The sequence below is a fragment of the Mesorhizobium sp. M1169 genome (assembly GCF_040318345.1).
Taxonomy (GTDB): domain Bacteria; phylum Pseudomonadota; class Alphaproteobacteria; order Rhizobiales; family Rhizobiaceae; genus Mesorhizobium.
Map to the genome: position 1 here is coordinate 233,822 of NZ_JAMYME010000004.1, position 22,287 is coordinate 256,108.

Genomic DNA, 22,287 nt, shown 5'->3' on the forward strand with positions numbered 1-22,287 from the left:
GTGTCCGCCCAGCGGGCGCCAACGGGACAATTGATGAATCCGAATTATCGCAACCTCGCGCTCTGGGCGATCATAGCGGTCCTGCTCATCGCTCTCTTCAATCTTTTCCAGACGCCGCAGACGCGTGGAGCCTCGAGCGATGTTCCCTATTCGCAGTTCCTGCAGGAAGTCGCGGCGGGACGGATCAAGTCGGTGACCATCGCCGGCGCCCGTATCTCCGGCAATTACACGGACAGTTCCAACGGCTTCCAGACCTATTCGCCTGGGGACCCGTCACTGGTTTCGCGGCTGCAGGACAAGAACGTCACCATCAATGCGCGTCCTGAATCCGACGGCTCCAATTCGCTGTTCGGCACCCTGATCTCCTGGCTGCCGATGATCCTCATCCTCGGCGTCTGGATATTCTTCATGCGCCAGATGCAGTCCGGTTCCGGCCGCGCCATGGGCTTCGGCAAGTCGAAGGCCAAGCTTTTGACCGAAGCACATGGCCGCGTCACCTTCCAGGACGTCGCCGGCGTCGACGAAGCCAAGGAAGATCTGGAAGAGATCGTCGAGTTCCTGCGCGACCCGCAGAAATTCCAGCGGCTCGGCGGCAAGATCCCGCGCGGTGTGCTGCTCGTCGGTCCTCCTGGAACCGGCAAGACGCTGCTCGCCCGCTCGGTCGCGGGTGAAGCCAACGTGCCGTTCTTCACCATTTCGGGCTCGGACTTCGTCGAGATGTTCGTTGGCGTCGGCGCAAGCCGCGTTCGCGACATGTTCGACCAGGCCAAGAAGAACGCGCCTTGCATCATCTTCATCGACGAAATCGACGCGGTCGGCCGCCATCGCGGCGCCGGCCTGGGCGGCGGCAATGATGAACGCGAGCAGACGCTGAACCAGCTGCTGGTCGAGATGGATGGCTTCGAATCCAACGAAAGCATCATCCTGATCGCCGCCACCAACCGGCCAGACGTGCTCGATCCGGCGCTGCTGAGGCCGGGCCGCTTCGACCGCCAGGTGGTGGTGCCGAACCCCGACATCGTCGGCCGCGAGAAGATCCTGAAGGTGCATGTGCGCAACGTGCCGCTGGCGCCCAATGTCGACCTCAAGGTGATCGCGCGCGGCACACCGGGCTTTTCCGGCGCCGATCTGATGAACCTGGTCAACGAATCCGCCCTGATGGCGGCGCGGCGCAACAAGCGCCTCGTCACCATGGCCGAATTCGAGGACGCCAAGGACAAGATCATGATGGGCGCCGAGCGCCGCTCGTCGGCGATGACACAGGCCGAGAAGGAGCTGACCGCCTATCACGAGGCCGGTCATGCCATCCTGGCGCTCAACGTGCCGTCGGCCGATCCGCTGCACAAGGCGACCATCATTCCGCGCGGCAGGGCACTCGGCATGGTCATGCAGCTGCCGGAAGGCGACCGCTATTCGATGAGCTACAAATACATGATCTCGCGCCTCGCCATCATGATGGGCGGCCGTGTCGCCGAGGAGTTCAAGTTCGGCAAGGAGAACATCACCTCCGGCGCCTCCTCCGATATCGAGCAGGCGACCAAGCTGGCGCGTGCCATGGTGACGCGCTGGGGCTTCTCCGACAAGCTCGGCCATGTCGCCTATGGCGACAACCAGGAGGAGGTGTTCCTCGGCCATTCGGTGGCGCGCACGCAGAACATCTCGGAAGAGACGGCGCAAATCATCGACGCCGAAGTGCGCCGGCTGATCGACGAGGCCTATTCGACGGCAAGGTCCATCCTGACCAAGAAAAAGAAGGAATGGATCGCGCTGGCGCAGGGCCTGCTCGAATACGAGACGCTGTCCGGCGAGGAGATCAAGCAGCTGATCGCCGGCAATAAGCCCGCGCGCGACCTTGGCGACGACACGCCGCCGAGCCGCGGCTCGGCCGTGCCGAAGTCCGGCCGCCGCAAGAAAGGCCCCGAGCCCGAAGGCGGCATGGAACCTCAGCCGTCAAGCTAGGCTCCGGCCCGGCACAGATCGATTTCGAAACGCCGCGGCTCTAACCGCGGCGTTTTCTCTTGGGGAATGCGACCCTTCCTGCATCGCAGGAAATTGGCGAAAGTGACGATGACGGCCAATCTCCCGCCTCGCGGGGGGATGTCCGGCAGGACAGAGAGAGGCGCGAAGGAATGGAGCCTTCTATCGGCCTCGTTGACGACTTCGGGAAGATCGACAAGGCGCGCCGGAGAATGAAGCTCGCATTTTTTGCCGGCGGCGCCACATTTTGTTCTTGCTTTGTGCCGGCAGCTATGCTATCAATTTGGGTGTGGTGCCAATTGGCGCTGAATGACCCGCCCGCCGAGGCGGGTTTTCTGCTTCTGGCCATGAAAGTTCCGGTGGTGCCGAGATCGATGTCGGCCGGACAGAACCAAGAAACGCGATCTGACAGTTGGTTCGACCTCGGAAGGCCCTCTCACTTGTTCGGCAGCAACAAAAAGCCCGCGAACCTTGCGGCTCGCGGGCTCATGTCGTCGGATGGTGGCGCCGGTCAGCTCTTCAGCTTGGCGTTGCAGAGGCTGTAGAAACCGCCGCCCTTCTGGATCCACCTGAGGCCGCCCAGCGTGTTGGCGTCCTTGTTGGCGTAATAGAGGTCGAGGCAGGTGTGCATGCGGCCCTTGGCCGGGGTCTCGGTTGCATACTTCTTGGAGATCGCCGTCGGGAATTTCACGCCCTGGGGGGCGGTGATGGTCGGCGGTTGCGGATCGCCGGTGTATTTGGCATCGGGAGCCGGGAGGGTGTCGTCGTCGGCTGCGCCGGCGCCGCATTGGCTCTTGCGGAAGTCGTTCCACTTCATGCCGTTCAGCGTGTTGCCGGCCTTGGCAGCCTGATATTTGGCGCTGCAATCCGCCATGCTGACGCCTTTGCCGGTATCGGTCGCGGTGGCTGTCGTCGCCTTGGCAGGTGCCGCGGCGGGTTGTGCGGCTGCAGTTGCGCCGGCGGCGCATTCACTCTTGCGGAAGTCGTTCCACTTCATGCCGTTGAGCGTGCCGGCAGCCTTGGCGGCCTGGTATTTGGTGCTGCATTCCTTGGCCGTCAGCCTAGGCGCTGCGTCATCGCTGCTGGCCGCCGCTGCTTTGGTCTTGGCGGCGGGTTGTGCGGCCGCAGTTGCGCCGGCGGCGCACTGGGTCTTGCGGAAATCGTTCCACTTCATGCCGTTGAGCGTGCCGGCAGCCTTGGCGGCCTGGTATTTGGTGCTGCACTCCTTCGCCGTCAGGCCCGGCGCCGCATCGTCGGCGGCGGCTGCCTTGGTCGTGTCGGCAGCCTTGGCCGTGGCTTTGGCTGGCGCGGGTTCGGTTGTAGCGGCGGAAGCATCGGTGCCGCATTGGGCCTTGCGGAACTGGTTCCAGTTCTGCCCGCCAAGCGTTCCCGCATCCTTGGCGGCATTATACTTGGTGCTGCATTCGGCCATGGTCAGCGCGCTGGCAGGCGCCGCCAGGAATAAGGTCGCGACGGCAAGACCCGTCAAAGTGGCAAGTCGGTGGATGAGCATGCGTTTTCTCCCTGCGGCGGTTCATGATATGTCCCAGTGCAGCAATAGCGCTCAACGGCTGGTTGCGCCAGATGCTAAGTAGCGTAGAGACAAATTTAGAAGTGCATTCTTTTCTTTAAGGTGATGAATTCGTTGCCGGGACCGTCTCCCCGCCAAGTTCGTCCGGGTGCATTGCACGGAGCGCGCGCCTATGGCTGGTTCCCAGCGAGGACACTGCGTCGAATGACAGCCAGTCAAATCGGCGGCTGCGGCGGACCTGAGCCACCGCTGTCTGGAGCAGCACGATGCGGATTCGGGTTCAAGGCCACACTGCCACAGCCAAAAGGGTCCAGATGAGGTTTGAGTTGACGTTTCTGATGCTGCTGCCGCAACAAGGGCTCGGAACTTGAAAATCAACACACTAGCGTGACGTAAAACACACAAAACAACAATTTTCTAAGGATTGGTCGTCCATAATCATACAATGTGATGACGGGGCTTGGGCCATTTTATGGCATGAGATGCTCGGAAAGAACCATCGGGAAGCTGGCGAACATGGCAGGACATTATTTCGGTACGGACGGCATTCGTGGGCGCGCCAACAAGTTTCCAATGACGGCGGAGGTCGCCATGCGGGTCGGCATGGCCGCCGGCCTCTCGTTCCAGCGCGGCAGCCACCGCCACCGCGTCGTGCTCGGCAAGGATACCAGGCTTTCCGGCTACATGATCGAGAACGCCATGGTGTCCGGCCTGTGCGCCGCCGGCATGGATGTCTTCCTGCTCGGCCCGATCCCGACGCCGGCTGTTGCCATGCTGGTGCGCTCGCTGCGCGCCGATATCGGCGTGATGATCTCTGCCTCGCACAACCCCTATTACGACAACGGCATCAAGCTGTTCGGCCCCGATGGCTACAAGCTGTCCGATGAGATCGAGGAGCGTATCGAGGGGATGCTCGACAAGGATATCGAACTGGCGCTCGCCGATTCCGATGGGCTCGGCCGCGCCAAACGCGTCGACGGCGTGCATGACCGCTATATCGAATTCGCCAAGCGCACGCTGCCGCGCTCGATGTCGCTGTCGGGCCTCCGCATCGTCGTCGATTGCGCCAATGGCGCCGCCTACAAGGTGGCGCCCGACGCGCTGTGGGAACTCGGCGCCGAGGTCGTTGCCATCAATGTCGAGCCCAACGGCTTCAACATCAACAAGGAATGCGGCTCGACTCATCCGGCCGGTCTGCAAAAGAAGGTGCACGAGGTGCGCGCCGATATCGGCATTGCTCTCGACGGCGATGCCGACCGTGTCGTCATTGTCGACGAGAACGGCGCGATCGTCGATGGCGACCAGATCATGGCGCTGATCGCCGAATCCTGGCAGCAGAGCGGACGGCTGGCCGGCGGCGGCGTCGTCTCGACGGTGATGTCCAATCTCGGCCTCGAACGCTTCCTCGGCGACATGAACCTGCAGTTGCATCGCACCAAGGTCGGTGACCGCTATGTCGTCGAGCACATGCGTGCCCATGGACTCAATGTCGGCGGCGAACAGTCGGGCCACATCGTGCTGTCCGATTTCTCGACCACCGGCGACGGCCTCGTCTCGGCGCTCCAAGTGCTCGCCTGCATCAAGCGGCATAACCGACCGGTCAGCGAACTGTCGAAGAAATTCGAGCCGGTGCCGCAGCTTTTGAAGAATGTGCATATTTCCGGCGGCAAGCCGCTGGAGGAGGCGCCGGTCAAGGCGGCGATCGAAGATGCGCGCAATCGCCTCGGCAAGGCCGGGCGCCTGGTCATCCGGCCATCCGGCACGGAGCCGCTCATCCGCGTCATGGCGGAGGGCGACGACCCGCAGCTTGTCGAGTCCGTGGTCAACGACATCGTCGAGGTCATTTCGGAAACGCGCAGCGCCGCCTGATCTCCCTCCAACATCGGTTCAAAAGCCCGCCTTGCCGGCGGGCTTTTTTATTGGGTCGCGGCCAGCTCCGCCTGCAGCAACGGCCGCCAGATTGCTCCACTTTTAGAGATTCGTGGTTAATCAATACGGTTAAACGCCTTTTAACCTTTCCGATTCATTATCCACAACTGAGGTCAATCACATTTCGGGCGCGTTCGCCGTTCGAGGGTTCTCAGGGGTGATAAGCATGTTCAACACAGCTAGAATGGCTCTTCTGGCCGCGCTGTTTGCCGGCGTCGGACCGGCATTCGCCGCCGATTTCGTCGAGCCGCCCGTCGTCGAGGAGGCACCGCCACCGGTTGCCTATGAGCAGCCGGCCGAATTCGGCGGCTGGTATATCCGCGGCGACATCGACTATCACTGGTCGAAGTTTCGTGGTGGCGACTACATCACCTACGGTGTGGCGCCCCAGAATCCCGGCAAGTTCGATACAGGCAAGCTGGATGGCGCCTTCTCGGCCGGCGGCGGTGTTGGTTACCAGATCGACGAGCATTTCCGCACCGATCTCACCCTGGACTGGATGAGCAAGTCCAAATTCCGCGGCTCGACCAACGGCTTCTGCGGCCCACAGCAAACGCCTTGCACGTCCGTCGATACCTCGTCCTATTCGGCGCTGCTGCTCTTGGCCAACGCCTATGTCGATATCGGCACCTGGCATGGGATCACGCCTTACGTCGGCGCCGGCATCGGCGGTGCCTGGGTCAAGTGGGATGAACTGCACAACGTGGACAGCGACGGTTCATTTGATCATGCCGGCGGCAAGGGCTGGCGGTTTGCCTATGCTGCCATGGCGGGCGCATCCTACTGCCTGACTGACCGCGTCAAACTAGATGTCGGCTACCGCTTCAGCCACATCAACGGCGGTAAGATGTTCGACTATGCCTCCCTCCCCAATGTCGGCCCCGGCTATGACAAAGGTATCAACGTTCACGAAGTGCGCGGCGGCCTGCGCTACCAGTTCGGCAGGTCGGACTGTGCGCCGCCGGAGCCTTACGTCCCGGAACCCGAGCCCGTCTACACGAAGTAGTCGCTTCGAAATCGAGGAATTCGTCGACCGCCCGGCTGATGCCGGGCGGTTTCGTTTGGCTGCCTAAAGATGCTGCGTTGCCCTGTAACACCGTCCGGCTCGAGGAGCGAAAACGGATCAAATCAATTGCTAACGCCTTGTTATCCTTAACCCGCACTTAACCACTATGGTTAACAATGCTGTCTGAAACGGCGCGCGCGATCGCGAATGCGCCAAGTTCGGGAGCCGAGGACCATGACATTCAAATCGCCTATAGCACTGGCGCTTGCAGCAGTCGTCCTGGTGCCGCTGACGCCGGCGCTTGGCGCCGATTACGAACCGCCGGTCTATGTCGACCAGGCGCCCGACTATGTACCGGTCGAGGTTGGCTCGGGATGGTATCTGCGCGGCGATGTCTCCTATCTGATGCAGAAGAGCTTCAAGGATGAGCATTTCGCCTTTACACCCGCGAGCTTCGACGAAAAGGAAGATCCCATCTTCGCCAGCATCGGCTTCGGCTACCATTTCAACGACTATCTGCGCGCCGATCTCAATGTCGGCTATCTTCCCGGCAACAAGATCGACGTCGGCTATAACGACGGAACGACCGTGGCATCGGCGACCCTGAAGAACTATGCCTTCTCAGGCATACTCAACGGCTATATCGACCTTGGCACCTATGTCGGAATCACACCTTATCTCGGCGCCGGTGTCGGTGTCGTGCAGAGCAAGCGTCGCCTGTCGGCGAGCTACTTCACCGACAACGCCGACCCCACCGACGATTTCGTCCGGCGTGACAACAAGACCCAGTACTCCTTCGCCTACACGCTGAATGCCGGGCTTGCGTACCAAGTGTCCAAGAACGTCTCGGTCGATCTGGGCTATCAGTATTTTTCCGCGCCAGACGCCGAATATGTGACTGCCGAGAGTCTGACTTCTTTTCCGATCCGCAAAGGGATCAACAATCATCAAGTCAAAGTCGGACTACGCTACGATCTGTGGTAGGCTCGATCGAAGCCGAGGCGTTGACAATGGCGGGTCGCAGGCCCGCCGTTTGCGTTTCGCCCCCGGCAATATCCTGACAGCGACAAAAACTTTCCCCTTGACGCCGAAAGTCTGAACGCATATCGCCATCCGTGGGCCACCCCTCCCCAACGAGGGGCCACTATCTGGAAGGATAGACCACGATGACCACGCATGCGAAGCCCGGATTCCGTCCGGCAAATCCCAATTTTTCCTCAGGTCCCTGTGCAAAACGCCCCGGCTGGTCGGTCGAGGCGCTCAAAAATGCCGCGCTCGGGCGCTCGCACCGCGCCAAGATCGGCAAGACCAAGCTCGAACAAGCGATCGAGCTGACCCGGGAAATCCTCCAGGTTCCGGCGGATTACCGCATCGGCATCGTGCCGGCCTCGGATACCGGCGCGGTCGAAATGGCGCTGTGGTCGCTGCTCGGCGAACGCGGCGTCGACATGGTGGCCTGGGAGAGCTTCGGCTCCGGCTGGGTCACCGATGTGGTCAAGCAGCTGAGGCTCGCCGATGTGCGCAGGTTAGAGGCTGACTACGGGGCACTGCCGGACCTGACCAAAATCGACTTCGACCGCGACGTGGTCTTCACCTGGAACGGCACGACGTCGGGTGTGCGCGTGCCGAACGGCGATTTCATCCCGGCCACCCGCAAGGGCCTGACCATCTGCGACGCGACTTCGGCGGCCTTTGCGCAACAGCTCGATTTTCAGAAACTCGACGTCGTCACCTTCTCCTGGCAGAAGGTGCTGGGCGGTGAGGGCGCGCACGGCATGCTGATCCTCAGCCCGCGCGCCGTCGAACGCCTGGAAAGCTACAAGCCGGCCTGGCCACTGCCGAAGATCTTCCGCCTCACCTCGGGCGGCAAGCTCATTGAAGGCATCTTCAAGGGCGAGACCATCAACACGCCGTCCATGCTGTGCGTCGAGGACTATCTCGACGCGCTGCGTTGGGCGAAGTCGATCGGCGGCCTCGACGCGCTGGTCACCAGAGCGGATGCCAATGCCGCCGTTCTCGATCGCTTTGTCCGGAAATCTTCCTGGCTCGGCCATCTTGCCGTCGACCCGGCGACGCGTTCGAACACGTCGGTCTGCCTTTCCTTCATCGACCGGCAAGTCGCTGCACTCGACGCCGACGGACAGGCTGCATTCGCCAAGGCAATTGTCTCGGCGCTCGACAAGGAAGGCGTCGCCTACGACATTGGTGCCTACCGCGATGCACCGCCCGGCCTGCGCATCTGGTGCGGGGCGACAGTCGAGACCTCCGATCTCGAAGCGTTGCTGCCCTGGCTCGACTGGGCCTTTGCCGCGCAAAAGGCGTCGCTCAAAGCGGCGGCCTGACTCCCTCCCCCTCGAGGGGAGGGTGGCCCGAAGGGCCGGGTGGGGTCGCCTCCACCCGCTCAACGATCCGCCATCCAGAAAGAAAAAGATTTGGCCGCATCCGGCCGCAACGACCCCACCCCGGCGCTTCGCGCCGACCCTCCCCTCAAAGGGGAGGGACGCCAATCGCAAAGGACCAAGCCAATGCCCCGCGTTCTCGTCTCAGACAAACTTTCCACCACCGCCGTGCAGATATTCAGGGATCGCGGCATCGAGGTCGACTATTTGCCGGATCTCGGCAAGGACAAGGAAAAACTGCTCGAAGTGATCGGCCAGTATGATGGGCTGGCCATCCGCTCGGCGACAAAGGTCACGGAGAAGCTGATCAATGCTGCGACCAGGCTGAAGGTCGTGGGCCGCGCCGGCATCGGCGTCGACAATGTCGACATCCCGGCGGCGAGCCGCAAGGGCATCATCGTGATGAACACGCCCTTCGGCAATTCGATCACCACCGCCGAGCATGCCGTCGCCATGATCTTCGCGCTGGCCCGCCAGATACCGGAGGCCAACGCGTCGACCCACGCCGGCAAATGGGAAAAGAACCGCTTCATGGGTGTCGAGATCACCGGCAAGACGCTGGGCATCATCGGCTGCGGCAATATCGGTTCGATCGTCGCTACGCGCGGCGTCGGCCTGAAGATGCATGTCATCGCCTTCGATCCATTCCTGTCGGACAGCCGCGCCGAGGAGCTCGGCGTCGAAAAGGTCGAGCTCGACGAGCTGTTCGCCCGCGCCGATTTCATCACGCTGCACACGCCGCTGACGGACAAGACGCGCAACATCATCGACGCCGCGGCGATCGCCAAGATGAAGACCGGCGTGCGTATCATCAACTGCGCCCGTGGCGGGCTGATCGTCGAGGCCGACCTGATCGCGGCCTTGAAGAGCGGCAAGGTGGCCGGCGCCGGCATTGATGTGTTCGAGGTCGAACCGGCGGAGAACAACGCACTGTTCGGCATGGAGAATGTGGTGGCAACGCCGCATCTGGGGGCCTCGACGATGGAGGCGCAGGAGAATGTCGCGCTGCAGGTCGCCGAGCAGATGTCGGACTATCTGATCAAGGGCGCCGTTTCCAATGCCATCAACATGCCATCGATCACCGCCGAGGAAGCGCCGCGGCTGAAACCTTTCGTCAAGCTCGCCGAAGTGCTCGGCGCCTTTGTCGGACAGGTCACCGAGGATCCGATCAAGGAGGTCGAGATCCTGTTCGACGGCTCGACCGCGACGATGAACACGCGGGCGCTGATCAGCGCCACTCTTGCCGGGCTGATCCGGCCGCAGGTCGCCGACGTCAACATGGTGTCGGCGCCGATCATGGTGAAGGAGCGCGGCATCATCGTCGCCGAGGTCAAGCGCGACAAGTCGGGCGTGTTCGACGGCTATATCAAGCTGACGGTCAAGACCGAGCACAGGACGCGCTCGATCGCCGGCACGTGTTTTTCGGACGGCAAGCCGCGCTTCATCCAGATCAAGGGCATCAATCTCGACGCCGAGGTTGGCCAGCACATGCTCTACACGACCAATGCCGACGCGCCCGGCATCATCGGTCTGCTCGGCACGGTGTGCGGCGAGAACGGCGTCAACATCGCCAATTTCCAGCTCGGCCGCAACCGGCCGGGCGGTGATGCCATCGCATTGCTCTATCTCGATGCGCCATTCCCGGAAAACGTGTTGGCGCAGGTGCGCTCGCACAAGTCGATCGACTCTGCCAAGCGGCTGCATTTCGATGTTGGGATAGCCTGAAATTCGGTCGCCCCGTGTGCAGCAGCACGCGGGGCGGTGGAACGTCGCGGCAAGCGACTTCATTCAGCAGCGGATGCCGCCATCTTCCGTCCGCTGTATTCGGCGAGGCTGATGCCACCGAGCACCAGCGCGAGAGCCAGCGCCTGATAGAGCTGGAATGTCTCGCCGACAATCAGCACCGATAGCAGCGTGCCGAAGATCGGCACCAGATTGATGAACAGGCCGGCGCGGTTGGCGCCGATCAGCTCATTGCCCCTGATATAGAAGATCTGCGAGATGACCGAAGCACCGATGGCGGTATAGAACGCGACCGCCCAGCCGCGGGCATCGGGGACGATGACTTTGCCGGCGGCAATCTCCCACAGGAAGAAAGGCAGCGATGTGACGAGTGCGGCAACCGACAGCGCCAGCATCAGGCTCTGCCAGCGGATGACCGGCTTCAGCGGCAACCCCACCGAATAGAAGGAGTAGCAAAGCACGGCGACCAGCATGATCGCGTCGCCAAAGTTGAGATCCAGCTTGAGAAGCTGGCGCAGGTCGCCATGGCTCGCCGTCACCGCGACGCCAATGATGGTCAGCACGACGCCAGCGATCTGCACCCGGTTCACCCGCAGGCGAAACAGCAGGAAATTGGCGATGATGATCACGATCGGTATCGCCGCCTGCTCGATCGAGACGTTGATCGCCGTCGTGTAGTTGAGCGCCGTGTAGAAGATCGTGTTGAAGAAGGCGAAGCCGCAAGCGCCGAGCCCGCCAAGCAGCAACCAATGCCTGCGCACCACCGGCCAGTCTTGGCGTAGCGTTCCCCAGCCGATCGGCAGCAGAATCAGAACCGCCAGCAGCCAACGCAGGAAGACCAGCGTCATCGGGGAGATATGACCGACCGCCAGCTTTCCCGCCACGGAGTTGCCGCCCCACAGCAAGGTGGTGAACAGCAGGAACAGATAGGCGGCTCGATGCATCGTGAACTCCCGGCCAGGCAGAGGGAATTTGACGGTCGGTGTGGGCCTATTGCGACCGCCAGCCCAAGTAAATGATGTCAAAGGCGAAAATTGTTGTGCCTCGGAGCGTTTTGGGCGGCAAAGAGTGGTCGCGCTCGCCGGGTCTTGACGCTATAGAACGACGTGCGTGCAATTGGACGCTACAAAGTACGCGTCGGAAGGCTTTAATCCTCGCGTCGTGCTTTCCGAAAATCGATTCCGATTTTGGGGGCCGATGCGATAGAGGCCTGTCGTTTCGAACTGTTTCAAGCTGCTCGTGCGGCGTCTCAAGGGAAAAGAAATATGGCCAATGTGGTGGTCGTCGGCTCGCAATGGGGCGATGAGGGCAAAGGCAAGATCGTAGACTGGCTGTCGGAGCGCGCCGATGTTGTCGTGCGCTTCCAGGGCGGCCACAATGCCGGCCATACGCTGGTCGTCGACGGCAAGGTCTACAAGCTGTCGCTGCTGCCGTCCGGCGTGGTGCGGCAAGGCAAGCTGTCCATCATCGGCAATGGCGTCGTCTTCGATCCGCACGCTTTCGTCGCGGAGGTTGCGAAATTGAAGGCGCAGGGCGTCGAGGTGACGCCAGACCGCCTGAAAATAGCCGAAAACACCGCGCTTATCCTGTCCTTGCACCGGGAGCTGGACGGATTTCGCGAGGACGCCGCTTCCAATTCCGGAACGAAGATCGGCACGACCCGTCGCGGCATCGGTCCCGCCTATGAAGACAAGGTGGGCCGGCGCGCGGTCAGGGTGATGGATTTGGCGGATTTGGAAACGCTGCCCTTGAAGGTCGACAGGCTGCTGACGCACCACAATGCGCTGCGGCGCGGGCTCGGCCATGCCGAGGTCACGCACGAGGCGATCATGAGCGAGCTGATCTCGGTGGCCGACGAGATCCTGCCCTATATGGACCGCGTCTGGAAAATCCTCGACGACAAGCGCCGCGCCGGCGAGCGCATCCTGTTCGAGGGCGCGCAAGGGACGTTGCTTGACATCGACCACGGCACCTATCCGTTCGTCACCTCGTCCAATACGGTTGCCGGCCAGGCCGCCGCCGGGTCGGGTGTCGGGCCGGGCGCCATCGGTTATGTGCTCGGCATCACCAAGGCCTATACGACGCGCGTCGGCGAAGGCCCGTTTCCAACCGAACAGAAGAACGAGATCGGCGAGTTCCTGGGCACGCGCGGCCATGAATTCGGCGTCGTCACCGGCCGCAAGCGCCGCTGCGGCTGGTTCGATGCCGTGCTGGTCCGCCAGGCCGTCGCCGTCAACGGCATCAAGGGCATTGCGCTGACCAAGCTCGATGTGCTCGATGGGCTGGACGAGATCAAGGTCTGTACCGGCTACCGACTCGACGGCGAGGCGATCGATTACCTGCCGGCCAGCCAGGGTGCGCAGGCCCGCGTCGAACCGGTCTACGAGACGCTGGAGGGGTGGAAAGGCACCACCGCCGGTGCGCGCAGCTGGAACGACCTGCCGGCCCAGGCGGTGAAGTACGTCCGCTACATCGAGGAGCTGATCGGCGCGCCGGTCGCACTCCTTTCCACCAGCCCTGAACGGGACGACACGATACTTGTGACCGATCCGTTTCAAGACTAGTTTCTCAGCCTTTCCGGGCATTGCGGCTGATTTGCGGGGGCCGGCCCAGAAACAAATGCAGGTCGACTGACGTATGGTAGATTTTGTTCCTATTCTGAAAAAGGCGCTCGATAAACTCGGTGAGCCGTCGGCGGAAGTGCGCGCTAGGGTCTATGACAGGGCCCGTTCGTCAATCGCGAAACAACTCGCAGAGAAGGCCACCATGACGCCTTCCGATGTCGACCGGCAGATGCGTGCACTGGAAGACGCCATCGCCAAAGTCGAGCGGGACTATGCCAAGCCTGCGCCGCCACCCGACCCGCTGGCGGAACTGGAGGACATCTTCTCCTCCATCGACCGCAACAAGAACCAGTCCAGCCATATCCGACAGCCAGCAAAGACGGAGCCGGCATGGCAGCCGGCCAAGACCGAGCCGGCAAAGACGGAGCCAGCAAAGACTGGGCCGGCCTGGCAGCCCACGCCCGCCAAGGCGGCGCCGAACTGGCAAAAGCCGCAGCCCGTCGCTCTTTCTCAGGAGCGCGCTGGTCCGCCGCCGTCCGATATGGATCTTCCGACGGCTGACGGCCAAGACGGCGTTTTTCCGGGCGACGACTTTTCCAACGACGGCGGCCCCGCGGAGGACAGGTTCCAGCGGCTCTATCCTGCCGAGCGCAGGCGCAGCTATGGCGGTGTGATCGCCGCCGCCATTGCCTTGCTCGTCATTGCCGGTGGTGGCTATGGCATCTGGCTGAACAAGGATGCGTTCGGCAGCATGCTCGGCCTCGACTCGACCACAGCCGTCGCCACCGAACCGCTGGTAAAACCAGCCCCGGCCAAGCCGGTGGCCGATGCGGCCGTACCGGCCGCCGCGCCTCCGACGGATGCCGGCGAGGGCGCGAAGTTCACGCAGCGCCTGACGCCCGAGGGGCACGAAGTCGATCCCGGCCCCGCGGCCGGGCAGGCGGGCATCGGCGAAGGCGAATCCGTCGCCGCACTGACCACGCCGCCATCGGCCGCACAAGCGCCGACCACCCCGGCACCGGCCGCGCCGGCTCCGGCCGCACCCGCCGACACGCAAGCCACGGCCAATGCTCCAGCAGTCGATGGGTCCGCTGCACCAACTCCCGCAACGCCGCCCGCCAACGGGGCAGCAGCGCCTGCAGCGGCCGCCCCGCCGCCAGCACCGGCAGCGGCACCAACGGCAGTTCCGCCGCAAGCCACGTTGGCCGTCGGCCAGAAGGCGATCTTCTACGAGGAGCGCACCAGCACCGCTCAAGGCTCGGCCGAGCCCGGCAACATCGTCTGGTCGCTGGTGCAGGAATCGCCCGGCGGCGACCTGCCGCCCGAGCCGGCGATCCGCGCCGAGGCGACCATTCCAGGCAAGGATATCCAGTTGCGCATGACGATCCGTCGCAACACCGACCAGACGCTGCCGGCCAGCCATATTATCGAGATGATCTTCCTGACGCCTGACGGCTTCGAGGGCGGCGGCGTCGACAACATCCTGCGTGTCGCCATGAAGGGCTCCGAGCAAGATGCCGGAAGCCCGCTGATCGGCATCCCGGCCAAGATCGCCGACGGTTTCTTCCTGGTTGCGCTCAACGATACCAAGGCGGATGAAGACGCCAATCTGACCTTGCTCAGAGGTCAGGACTGGATCGACGTGCCGGTCGTCTACAAGACCGGGCGGCGGGCGCTGCTCACCATGGAAAAGGGCATTCCAGGCGAGAAGGTGTTTGACGAGGCGCTAAAGGCCTGGCAGACAAAGACGGCGGGGTGAGGTCGGCTCACCAGCCCAACGCCTCTCTGGCTCAGAAGCCCTGGAACAGCATATCGAGCGCGGCCACGATCTCGTCGTGATGCCTCGTCAGATTCAGTCGGCTCTCGCCCAGTTCCGTCGCCGCAACCGTGGCGATCAAATGGGTGGCCATGACCAATTTCCGACCATTGATCTCGAAAATCGGATGGAGCTTTCGCATTGGTGATGGCGCCATCGCAGCCGGCAAAAGCGGGACGACCACCCGGGTCTTGAAATGGTCTAGCAGATCGGCCTGGACGTCGAGGAGATAGCCGCCTTCGATGCTACCCGCGAAGACGTCGTAGCGCGCCATCAGAATTGCCGATGTTCTGCCAGCGGAATACCGTGTTTTTCGACATATTCGTTCCAGGCATCTATCGTCGCGCGGTTCTCAAGCTTCCACAGCCGCGTCTTTTCGGCGGCCACGGCCTCGGCGATGCCGGCTTCAGCGGCGCGCGAGACATTCACATCGAGCCCCTTGGCTTCCTTCATGAGCTTTGAGTCGATCGACAGATTTGCCGGCTGGCGAACCGCATTCACAGCTATCTTGCGCATGATCACCTCCGCAGTATGCGCATAATATATGCGCATTCCTCTCTAGTCGCAATGACAAGGTGCTTGAACTCGCGAATTACCCCTCCATCTCCTCGCGCAGCATTTCCAGTTCCAGCCATTCCTCCTCGAGCGCTGCCAGTGTGACGCGCTCCTTGTCGAGCGCGGCAATCGTCTTCTGGAACGAGGCCGGATCGCGCTCGTAATAGGCCGGATCGGCGATGTTGTTCTCCAGCCGCGAGATCGAGGCCGACACCGCCTCGATCTTCTTGGGCAGCGATTCCAGCGCGAATTTCTGCTTGAACGACAGTTTCTTGGCCGGGCCCTTCGGTGCGGCCGCTTCGTTCCTGCTTGCCGCCGTCGCGTCGCCCGTCTCGGCCTTTGGTCGCGCCTTGCGGTCGTCCAGCCTGGTGCCGCCGCGCTGCGCCAGCATGTCGGAATAGCCGCCGGCATATTCGATCCAGCGGCCGTCACCATCCGGCGCGATGATGCTGGTCACGGTGCGGTCGAGGAAATCGCGATCGTGGCTGACCAGGATCACCGTGCCGGCAAAGCCGGCGACCAATTCCTGCAGCAGCTCCAGCGTCTCCATGTCGAGGTCGTTGGTCGGCTCGTCGAGCACAAGCAGGTTTGCCGGCCGCGCCAAAACGCGGGCGAGGATCAGCCGCGCCCGCTCGCCGCCCGAAAGCTCGCGCACCGGCGTGCGCGCCTGTTCCGGCTTGAACAGGAAGTCTTTCATGTAAGAGACGACGTGGCGCTGCTCGCCATTGATGACGAGGTTCTCGCCGCGCCCGTCGGTGAGATACTGCGCCAATGTCTCCTGCGGGTCGACGGCTTCGCGCTTCTGGTCGAGCGTGGCGATCTCCAGATTTGTGCCGAGCCGCACCGTGCCCGCGTCCGGCTTCAATTCGCCGGTCAGCATCTTCAACAGCGTCGTCTTGCCGGCGCCGTTCGGCCCGACCAGACCGACGCGATCGCCGCGCTGGATTCGGGTCGAGAATCCCTTGACCACGGTCAGATCGCCAAAGGTCTTCTCGATGTTCTTGGCTTCGATCACCAGCTTGCCGGATTCGGCGGCGTCGCTGGCTGTCATCGTCGCCGCACCCTCGGCGCCGCGATGACCACGAAAGCGCTGGCGCATGGTCTGCAACTCACCGAGCCGGCGCATGTTGCGCTTGCGCCGCGCTGTCACGCCATAGCGCAGCCAGTGCTCCTCGCGCACGATCTGGCGACCGAGCTTGTGCTGCTCGCGCTCTTCCTCCTCCAGCACCGTGTCGCGCCATTCCTCGAAATAGCCAAAGCCCTTGTCGAGACGGCGGGTCTGGCCGCGGTCGAGCCAGATTGTGGCGCGTGACACGCGCTCGAGAAAACGGCGGTCATGCGAGATGACGACCAGTGCCGAGGAGGTGCGGGCAAGCTCCTCCTCCAGCCATTCGATGACCGAAAGGTCAAGATGATTGGTCGGCTCATCGAGGAGGAGAATGTCGGGCTCCGGCGCCATGACGCGGGCGAGGGCGGCGCGCCGCGCCTCGCCGCCGGAGAGGTCGTTCGGCCGTTCCTCGCCGGTCAGGCCGAGATGCCCCATCAGATAGGTGGCGCGGTAGGGATCGTCGGCAGGCCCGAGCCCCGCCTCGACATAGGCGCGGACGGTCGCAAAACCGTCCATGTCGGGCATTTGCGGCAAGTAGCGCACGGTTGCCGAGGGCTGGCGGAAGACTTCGCCATCCTGCGGTTCGATCAGCCCGGCGGCGATCTTGAGGAGCGTCGACTTGCCAGAGCCGTTGCGGCCGACCAGGGCAATCTTGTCGCCAGCCGAGGCCGTCAAGGCGGCACCGTCGAGCAACGGCGTGCCGCCAAAGGTCAGCTTTATCCCGTCGAGATTGAGAAGTGGCGGCGCCATATCAGCTTTCTGGGCTCAGCTTTCCGGAAGAGGGTAGGGATGCGCGAGCAGCAGCGCGCGGCCGCTGGCCAGCGCGATTTCGAGCCGGCCATTGACCTCGTTGGAAATGGTCAGCGACGAGCCGAACGCAACCTCGACATGGTCGAGCGGCCATTTGGCGCCGGTGACGCTCAGGCCGGCGAGATCGGAGAAGCCGAGCACCGAAAACAGCGTGCCGTCGGCATAGTCGAAGCCAGTCTTTCCCGGCAGCAAGGGAATGCCTTCCTGTACGCCACTGGTCAAAAGCACTTTCGTCCCGCCTTCCGCCAGCCGGACGCTCAGCGCCAGATGCAGGAAGATGTGGTCGGTACGTTTGCCGCCGAAGGCGCCTGCGAGCACAAGGCTGGTCGCACCGCGTTCGAGCGCGGCGGCGATAGCGAGTTCACCGTCGGTCTTGTCTTTTTCGGCAGGAAACACCTGCCGTGGCACGGCGGCCAGATCCTCCGGCAACTCGGCAGGCACGGAATCGAAATCGCCGACCCAGAGTTCCGGCCTCAGGCCCAGCATACGGGCATGGCCGATGCCGGCGTCGGCGGCGATGACGCGCGAGCCTTCGACCTGGCGGTCGAGCAGCGGCGTGCGGATGAGATCGCCGCCAAGCAGGATGGTGAATGTGCTCATATCTCGTGGCCCTTACCAGCCCTGCCCCGGAAACGGAAGATGAAACGGCAGACGAAACGGAAGGCTGGGCTTTGGATGTCCGGCAAACTTCCGCTTGCGCAGCACTTCGGCCGGGCCTATGTGTCGCAACGCTCTAACGGGGTGCCGGACGCGATCTTCGCGGACCGGCTGAGAGGCAAGACTGCCAACCCGCTGAACCTGATCCGGTTTGTACCGGCGGAGGGATTAGACGTTTCGGACAGCCCGACGCCTCAATTCCTTTCAACGCGAACGAAGGAGGCGCCGATGCGCAGTTTTTTCCACTCTCTTGTCTCAATTGTCCTGCTTGCGGCATCCGCGCTCGCCCTGCCAGGGCAGGCATCGGCACAGGATAGACTGACGGTCTATACCTATGAAAGCTTCACCGCCGATTGGGGTCCGGGACCGGCAGTGAAGAAGGCCTTCGAGGCCGAATGCAGTTGCGTCGTCGAATTCGTCTCGGTCGCCGACGGCGTGGCGCTGCTCAACCGTGTGAAGCTGGAAGGCGCCGCGACCAAGGCCGATATCGTACTTGGCCTCGATACCAACTTAACCGCCGACGCCAAGGCAACCGGCCTGTTTTCGCCGCACGGCGCCGTCTCGGGCGTCAATGTACCGGGCGGCTGGAGCGACGATATTTTCGTGCCGTTCGACTATGGCTATTTCGCCGTCGTCTACGACACCGAAAAACTGAAGAGCCCGCCGAAGAGCCTCAGGGAATTGGTCGAGGGCGATGCCGGAGAGAAGATCGTCATCCAGGATCCGCGCACCTCGACGCCGGGCCTTGGCCTGCTGCTGTGGGTCAAGTCGGTCTATGGCGACAAGGCGCCGGAAGCCTGGGCCAAACTCAAGGCGAAGGTGCTGACGGTAACGCCGGGCTGGAGCGAGGCCTACGGCCTGTTCACCAAGGGCGAGGCGCCGATGGTGCTGTCCTACACGACCTCGCCGGCCTACCACATGGTCGCCGAAAACACCGAGCGCTACCAGGCGGCGTCCTTCGAGGAGGGCGAATATCTGCAGATCGAGGTTGCGGGGATCACCACCAAGGGCGCGAAGAACCCGCTGGCGGAAAAGTTCATTGCCTTCATGACCGGACCGAAATTCCAGGATGTCATTCCCGAAACCAACTGGATGTTCCCGGCCGGCAAAACCGACAAGCCGCTCAACCCGGCGTTCGACAAGCTGGTCAAGCCGACCAAGACCCTGCTGTTCAGCCCGGAAGACGTCGCGGCCAACCGCAAGGCCTGGGTCGATGAGTGGCTTGCGGCGATGAGCAAGTAGGGCTCAAGCCTCGTCGCATGTTTGCGCCAAGCCACCCCCCTCTGGCCTGCCGGCCATCTCCCCCTCAAGGGCACGGCTATCGCAGATGGAACGCCGAGGCTTTCGCTCTACGACGTACCCCCACCCCTAACCCCTCCCCACAAGGGGGAGGGAGACTTCCGTTGGCACTGACCTCGGCAAATTGTCTGCCTTTCGGCGCCAAAAGGGGAAGTAAGGGCATGCGGCAGCGTTCCCTCCCCCTTGTGGGGAGGGTTAGGGTGGGGGTCCAACTTCGTAAGAATCCAAATGCGATAGCCCTGCCCTCAAGGGGGAGATCGGCAGCTTTGTCGCCTCTCCTCGTCCTGCCACTTGTGAGATTGGCGAAGGCGGCTGAGTGCGCAATCTCCCCCCTTGAGGGGGAGATGGCCGGCAGGCCAGAGAGGGGTGGGCTCGGCCTTTGCCAGGTATTTCCTTCGATCAACGCCTGTCGTAGTGTCGGGTAGCACGACATGCGTACGCGTCATCCGGCCGATCCCCGCGTCACTGCCGGCATCGTCGCGCTCGCCGCCATCGCGCTGCTGATCGGCGGTGCATTCGCCGGGCTCGTCGTCGAAGCCACACGCGACCTGTCCGGCGCCGCCTCCGCTTTCGATTCCTATCTCTTGCGCGTCGTCCGTTTCACGCTCTGGCAGGCTCTGCTGTCGACCCTGCTCTCCGTTGCACCGGCGCTGTTCGTCGCGCGCGCCCTGTCGCGGCATCCGCGTTTTTTCGGGCGAGGCTTCATCCTCCAGCTTTTCGCCGTGCCACTGGCGCTGCCGGCCATTGTTGCCGCACTCGGTGTCTTGGCGCTCTATGGCCGCGCCGGCTATTTTGCCGGCACGCTGGGCGCGCTAGGCGGCCAGAGCTGGCCCGGCATCTATGGCCTGTCGGGCATACTCGTTGCCCATGTCTTCTTCAACCTGCCGCTGGCGACGCGGCTGTTCCTGGAGGCGTTGCAGACCGTGCCGGCTAACCAATGGCGGCTGGCGAGCCAGCTTGGCATGGGTGCTGCGCCGGCCTTCCGGCTGATCGAATGGCCGCCGCTGCGTGCGGCCTTGCCGGGCGTTGCCGGGCTCGTTTTCATGCTGTGCATCACCTCCTTCACCATCGTGCTTACGCTCGGCGGCGGGCCGCGCGCGACGACGCTCGAGGTTGCCATCTACCAGGCGCTGCGTTTCGACTTCGACCCGGCGCGGGCGGTGACGCTGACCCTCCTGCAGATTGCCCTGACCTTCGTCGTCGTGCTGGCACTGACGCGGCTTGGCGCCAATATGACCGGCGACGCCAATCTGCCGGTGGCGCCGCGCCGGTATTTTTCAGCCGGTGCGGCCGAGACCGTGCTGAACGCGCTGGCGATCGGGCTCGCACTGCTGTTTGTCGCCGGGCCGATGGCGGCCACGCTGGCAGCCGGGCTTGGCGCCGATCTCGGCCGCCTGGCCGGCGAGAGCGCGGTGCGGCAAGCGACGGCGACCAGTGCCGTGCTCTCCCTCCTATCGGCGCTGCTCTCTGTGGCGTTGTCGCTGTCGCTGGTGATGGCGCGCCGGGCGCTGGCGCTCACCCGGCGGAGCGGCAGGAGGACGCTGCTCGAACACCTGGCCGACACCGGTGCGGGGTTCGTCCTGGTGGTGCCGCCCATCGTCATCGGTGCCGGCTGGTTCTTGTTCTTGCGCACCGTCGGCGATGTCTTTGCGATCGCCCCTGTCATGGTCGTTGCGGTCAATGCAGTGATGGCGATGCCGTTCGCCATCCGCGCCATCCGCCCTGCCTATGACGCGGCGAGCGAACGCCACGAACGGCTCTGCGCACAGCTTGGCATCTCGGGCTGGAACCGGTTGCGGCTGGTCGACTGGCCGTCGCTGCGGCGGCCGCTCGCCACCGGCTTCGCGTTCGCCATGGCGCTGTCGCTCGGCGATCTCGGCGTCATTGCGCTGTTCGGCAGCGATTCCGTGCAGACCTTGCCCTATCTGCTGCTGGCGCGCATGGGCAGTTACCGCACCGAGGATGCCGCCGGCCTGGCGCTGCTGCTCGGCCTTGTCTGCCTGGCGCTGGTGTTGGCCGCGGACTGGCTGGGAAGGAGGGAGAAATCATGATGCCGATCAGCCCGGAACGGTCCATTTCGGTGGAAAAAGGCGCGGCCGTGCGGCTCGATAATGTCTCGTTCAGCTATGGTGAAACGCCGCTTATATTCGATGTCGATTTCCCGGCGTCGGAAATCACCGCCATCATGGGGCCGAGCGGTTCGGGAAAGTCGACGCTGCTCAATCTGGTGGCCGGCTTCGAGACGCCGCGGTCGGGCCGCGTGCTGATCGGCGGCGCCGACGTCAGCACTGCGCCGCCATCAGCGCGGCCGGTATCGATGGTGTTCCAGGAAAACAACCTGTTTGCCCATCTGTCCCTCGAGCAGAATGTCGGGCTCGGCCGCTCGCCTTCGCTCAGGCTGAGCGAGGCTGACCGCGCCGCAATCGCCGCAGCGCTGAAGCGCGTCGGCCTTGCCGGCAAGGAAAGCCGGCTGCCGCGCGAACTCTCCGGCGGCGAGCGGCAGCGCGTCGCGCTCGCCCGGGTCCTGGTGCGCGACCGGCCGGTGCTGTTGCTCGACGAGCCGTTCGCTTCGCTCGGACCGGCACTGCGCGATGACATGCTCGATCTGGTAGCCGACGTTCATTCGGAGCAGCGCATGACGGTGCTATTCGTCACGCACCAGCCGGACGATGCGCGCCGTATCGGCCAAAACATGGTTTTCCTGGATGGTGGCACGGTTGCCGCGACCGGCACCGCCGCCGATTTTTTCGTCGGGGCTGGACCGGAGGCATTCCGACGCTATATCGGCTCGGGTCCGTTTGCGGCTGGATCACGAGATGTTGCCCGGAAGCGGACATAATTTATGGTCAAACCGGCGGAAGGCGAAGCGGCGCTTGCTTGCCATGGTCGAGGT

General features: G+C 63.3%; 18 protein-coding genes, 1 pseudogene and 1 riboswitch. Of the genes and pseudogenes, 12 read left to right on the forward strand and 7 right to left on the reverse strand.

Translation table 11 applies throughout. The features are described 5' to 3' along the window. Nucleotides 1-33: 33 nt before the first annotated feature. Nucleotides 34-1,959: an ATP-dependent zinc metalloprotease FtsH gene (gene ftsH / locus NKH41_RS06355; protein ID WP_023677989.1), complete on the forward strand. Its 1,926-nt coding sequence runs from the start codon at nt 34-36 to the stop codon at nt 1,957-1,959. 170 nt (nt 1,960-2,129) lie between these two features. Continuing rightward, on the forward strand, nt 2,130-2,522 hold the full coding sequence (locus NKH41_RS06360) for a hypothetical protein (RefSeq protein ID WP_352767626.1): 393 nt from the start codon (nt 2,130-2,132) through the stop codon (nt 2,520-2,522). Here NKH41_RS06360 and NKH41_RS06365 read toward each other — a convergent pair. Further along, nucleotides 2,489-3,151, reverse strand: a complete 663-nt coding sequence (locus tag NKH41_RS06365) for a hypothetical protein (protein ID WP_502895648.1) — start codon at nt 3,149-3,151, stop codon at nt 2,489-2,491. The two genes, NKH41_RS06360 and NKH41_RS06365, sit on opposite strands and share 34 nt — an antisense overlap. Further along, nucleotides 3,137-3,490, reverse strand: a pseudogene (locus NKH41_RS34130) (hypothetical protein); the annotation flags it as partial. The gene NKH41_RS06365 and the pseudogene NKH41_RS34130, both read right to left, overlap by 15 nt. Before the next feature lie 534 nt (nt 3,491-4,024). On the opposite strand from NKH41_RS34130, the gene glmM reads away from it, so the two are divergent. The 5 genes from glmM (at nt 4,025) to serA (ending at nt 10,567) form a co-directional block, all read left to right on the forward strand. After that, a complete protein-coding gene (gene glmM / locus NKH41_RS06370; protein WP_352471193.1) occupies nt 4,025-5,377 on the forward strand; it encodes a phosphoglucosamine mutase in 1,353 nt (450 codons plus the stop codon). 226 nt (nt 5,378-5,603) lie between these two features. After that, entirely contained in the window at nt 5,604-6,443 is an 840-nt protein-coding gene (locus NKH41_RS06375) for an outer membrane protein (RefSeq protein ID WP_352613400.1), read from the forward strand. Between the two features lie 234 nt (nt 6,444-6,677). Then, nucleotides 6,678-7,427, forward strand: a complete 750-nt coding sequence (locus tag NKH41_RS06380) for an outer membrane protein (RefSeq protein WP_352767630.1) — start codon at nt 6,678-6,680, stop codon at nt 7,425-7,427. A gap of 182 nt (nt 7,428-7,609) precedes the next feature. Further along, nucleotides 7,610-8,785 carry a phosphoserine transaminase gene (locus NKH41_RS06385; protein ID WP_352500779.1) on the forward strand — a complete coding sequence of 392 codons (1,176 nt, stop codon included), beginning with the start codon at nt 7,610-7,612 and terminating at the stop codon, nt 8,783-8,785. A gap of 183 nt (nt 8,786-8,968) precedes the next feature. Next, nucleotides 8,969-10,567 (forward strand): phosphoglycerate dehydrogenase, encoded by a 1,599-nt coding sequence (gene serA, locus NKH41_RS06390; RefSeq protein ID WP_352613405.1) that lies wholly within the window; start codon nt 8,969-8,971, stop codon nt 10,565-10,567. A 59-nt stretch (nt 10,568-10,626) separates the two neighbouring features. Here serA and NKH41_RS06395 read toward each other — a convergent pair whose 3' ends face one another. After that, nucleotides 10,627-11,529, reverse strand: a complete 903-nt coding sequence (locus NKH41_RS06395; RefSeq protein WP_352767631.1) for a DMT family transporter — start codon at nt 11,527-11,529, stop codon at nt 10,627-10,629. 321 nt (nt 11,530-11,850) lie between these two features. Between NKH41_RS06395 and NKH41_RS06400 the strand changes: the two genes are divergently transcribed. After that, on the forward strand, nt 11,851-13,149 hold the full coding sequence (locus NKH41_RS06400; protein WP_023680654.1) for an adenylosuccinate synthase: 1,299 nt from the start codon (nt 11,851-11,853) through the stop codon (nt 13,147-13,149). Between the two features lie 73 nt (nt 13,150-13,222). Continuing rightward, the gene (locus NKH41_RS06405; protein WP_352683372.1) at nt 13,223-14,908 is read left to right on the forward strand and encodes a hypothetical protein; all 1,686 of its coding nucleotides are present in this window, start codon (nt 13,223-13,225) and stop codon (nt 14,906-14,908) included. 31 nt (nt 14,909-14,939) lie between these two features. Here NKH41_RS06405 and NKH41_RS06410 read toward each other — a convergent pair whose 3' ends face one another. From NKH41_RS06410 to NKH41_RS06425, 4 genes are all read right to left on the reverse strand, one after another. Continuing rightward, nucleotides 14,940-15,239, reverse strand: a complete 300-nt coding sequence (locus tag NKH41_RS06410) for a CcdB family protein (RefSeq protein WP_352450813.1) — start codon at nt 15,237-15,239, stop codon at nt 14,940-14,942. Next, nucleotides 15,239-15,481, reverse strand: coding sequence for a type II toxin-antitoxin system CcdA family antitoxin (locus tag NKH41_RS06415; RefSeq protein ID WP_254816484.1), 243 nt, complete (start codon nt 15,479-15,481; stop codon nt 15,239-15,241). The genes NKH41_RS06410 and NKH41_RS06415 overlap by 1 nt, the downstream gene beginning before the upstream one ends. 76 nt (nt 15,482-15,557) lie before the next feature. Continuing rightward, nucleotides 15,558-17,378 carry an ABC-F family ATP-binding cassette domain-containing protein gene (locus NKH41_RS06420; RefSeq protein WP_352767633.1) on the reverse strand — a complete coding sequence of 607 codons (1,821 nt, stop codon included), beginning with the start codon at nt 17,376-17,378 and terminating at the stop codon, nt 15,558-15,560. A 15-nt stretch (nt 17,379-17,393) separates the two neighbouring features. Further along, complete coding sequence (locus NKH41_RS06425; RefSeq protein WP_352540290.1) at nt 17,394-18,038, reverse strand: thiamine diphosphokinase; 645 nt, start codon at nt 18,036-18,038, stop codon at nt 17,394-17,396. A 127-nt stretch (nt 18,039-18,165) separates the two neighbouring features. Further along, nucleotides 18,166-18,280: riboswitch (TPP riboswitch) on the forward strand. A gap of 43 nt (nt 18,281-18,323) precedes the next feature. Between NKH41_RS06425 and thiB the strand changes: the two genes are divergently transcribed. The 3 genes from thiB to thiQ all read left to right on the forward strand — a co-directional run bounded on the left by thiB (nt 18,324) and on the right by thiQ (nt 22,233). Continuing rightward, nucleotides 18,324-19,337: a thiamine ABC transporter substrate binding subunit gene (thiB, locus tag NKH41_RS06430; RefSeq protein WP_352724343.1), complete on the forward strand. Its 1,014-nt coding sequence runs from the start codon at nt 18,324-18,326 to the stop codon at nt 19,335-19,337. A gap of 488 nt (nt 19,338-19,825) precedes the next feature. After that, entirely contained in the window at nt 19,826-21,445 is a 1,620-nt protein-coding gene (thiP, locus tag NKH41_RS06435; protein ID WP_352767635.1) for a thiamine/thiamine pyrophosphate ABC transporter permease, read from the forward strand. After that, nucleotides 21,442-22,233, forward strand: coding sequence for a thiamine ABC transporter ATP-binding protein (gene thiQ / locus NKH41_RS06440; protein WP_352613421.1), 792 nt, complete (start codon nt 21,442-21,444; stop codon nt 22,231-22,233). Before thiP ends, thiQ begins: the two co-directional genes overlap by 4 nt. Nucleotides 22,234-22,287 lie beyond the last annotated feature (54 nt).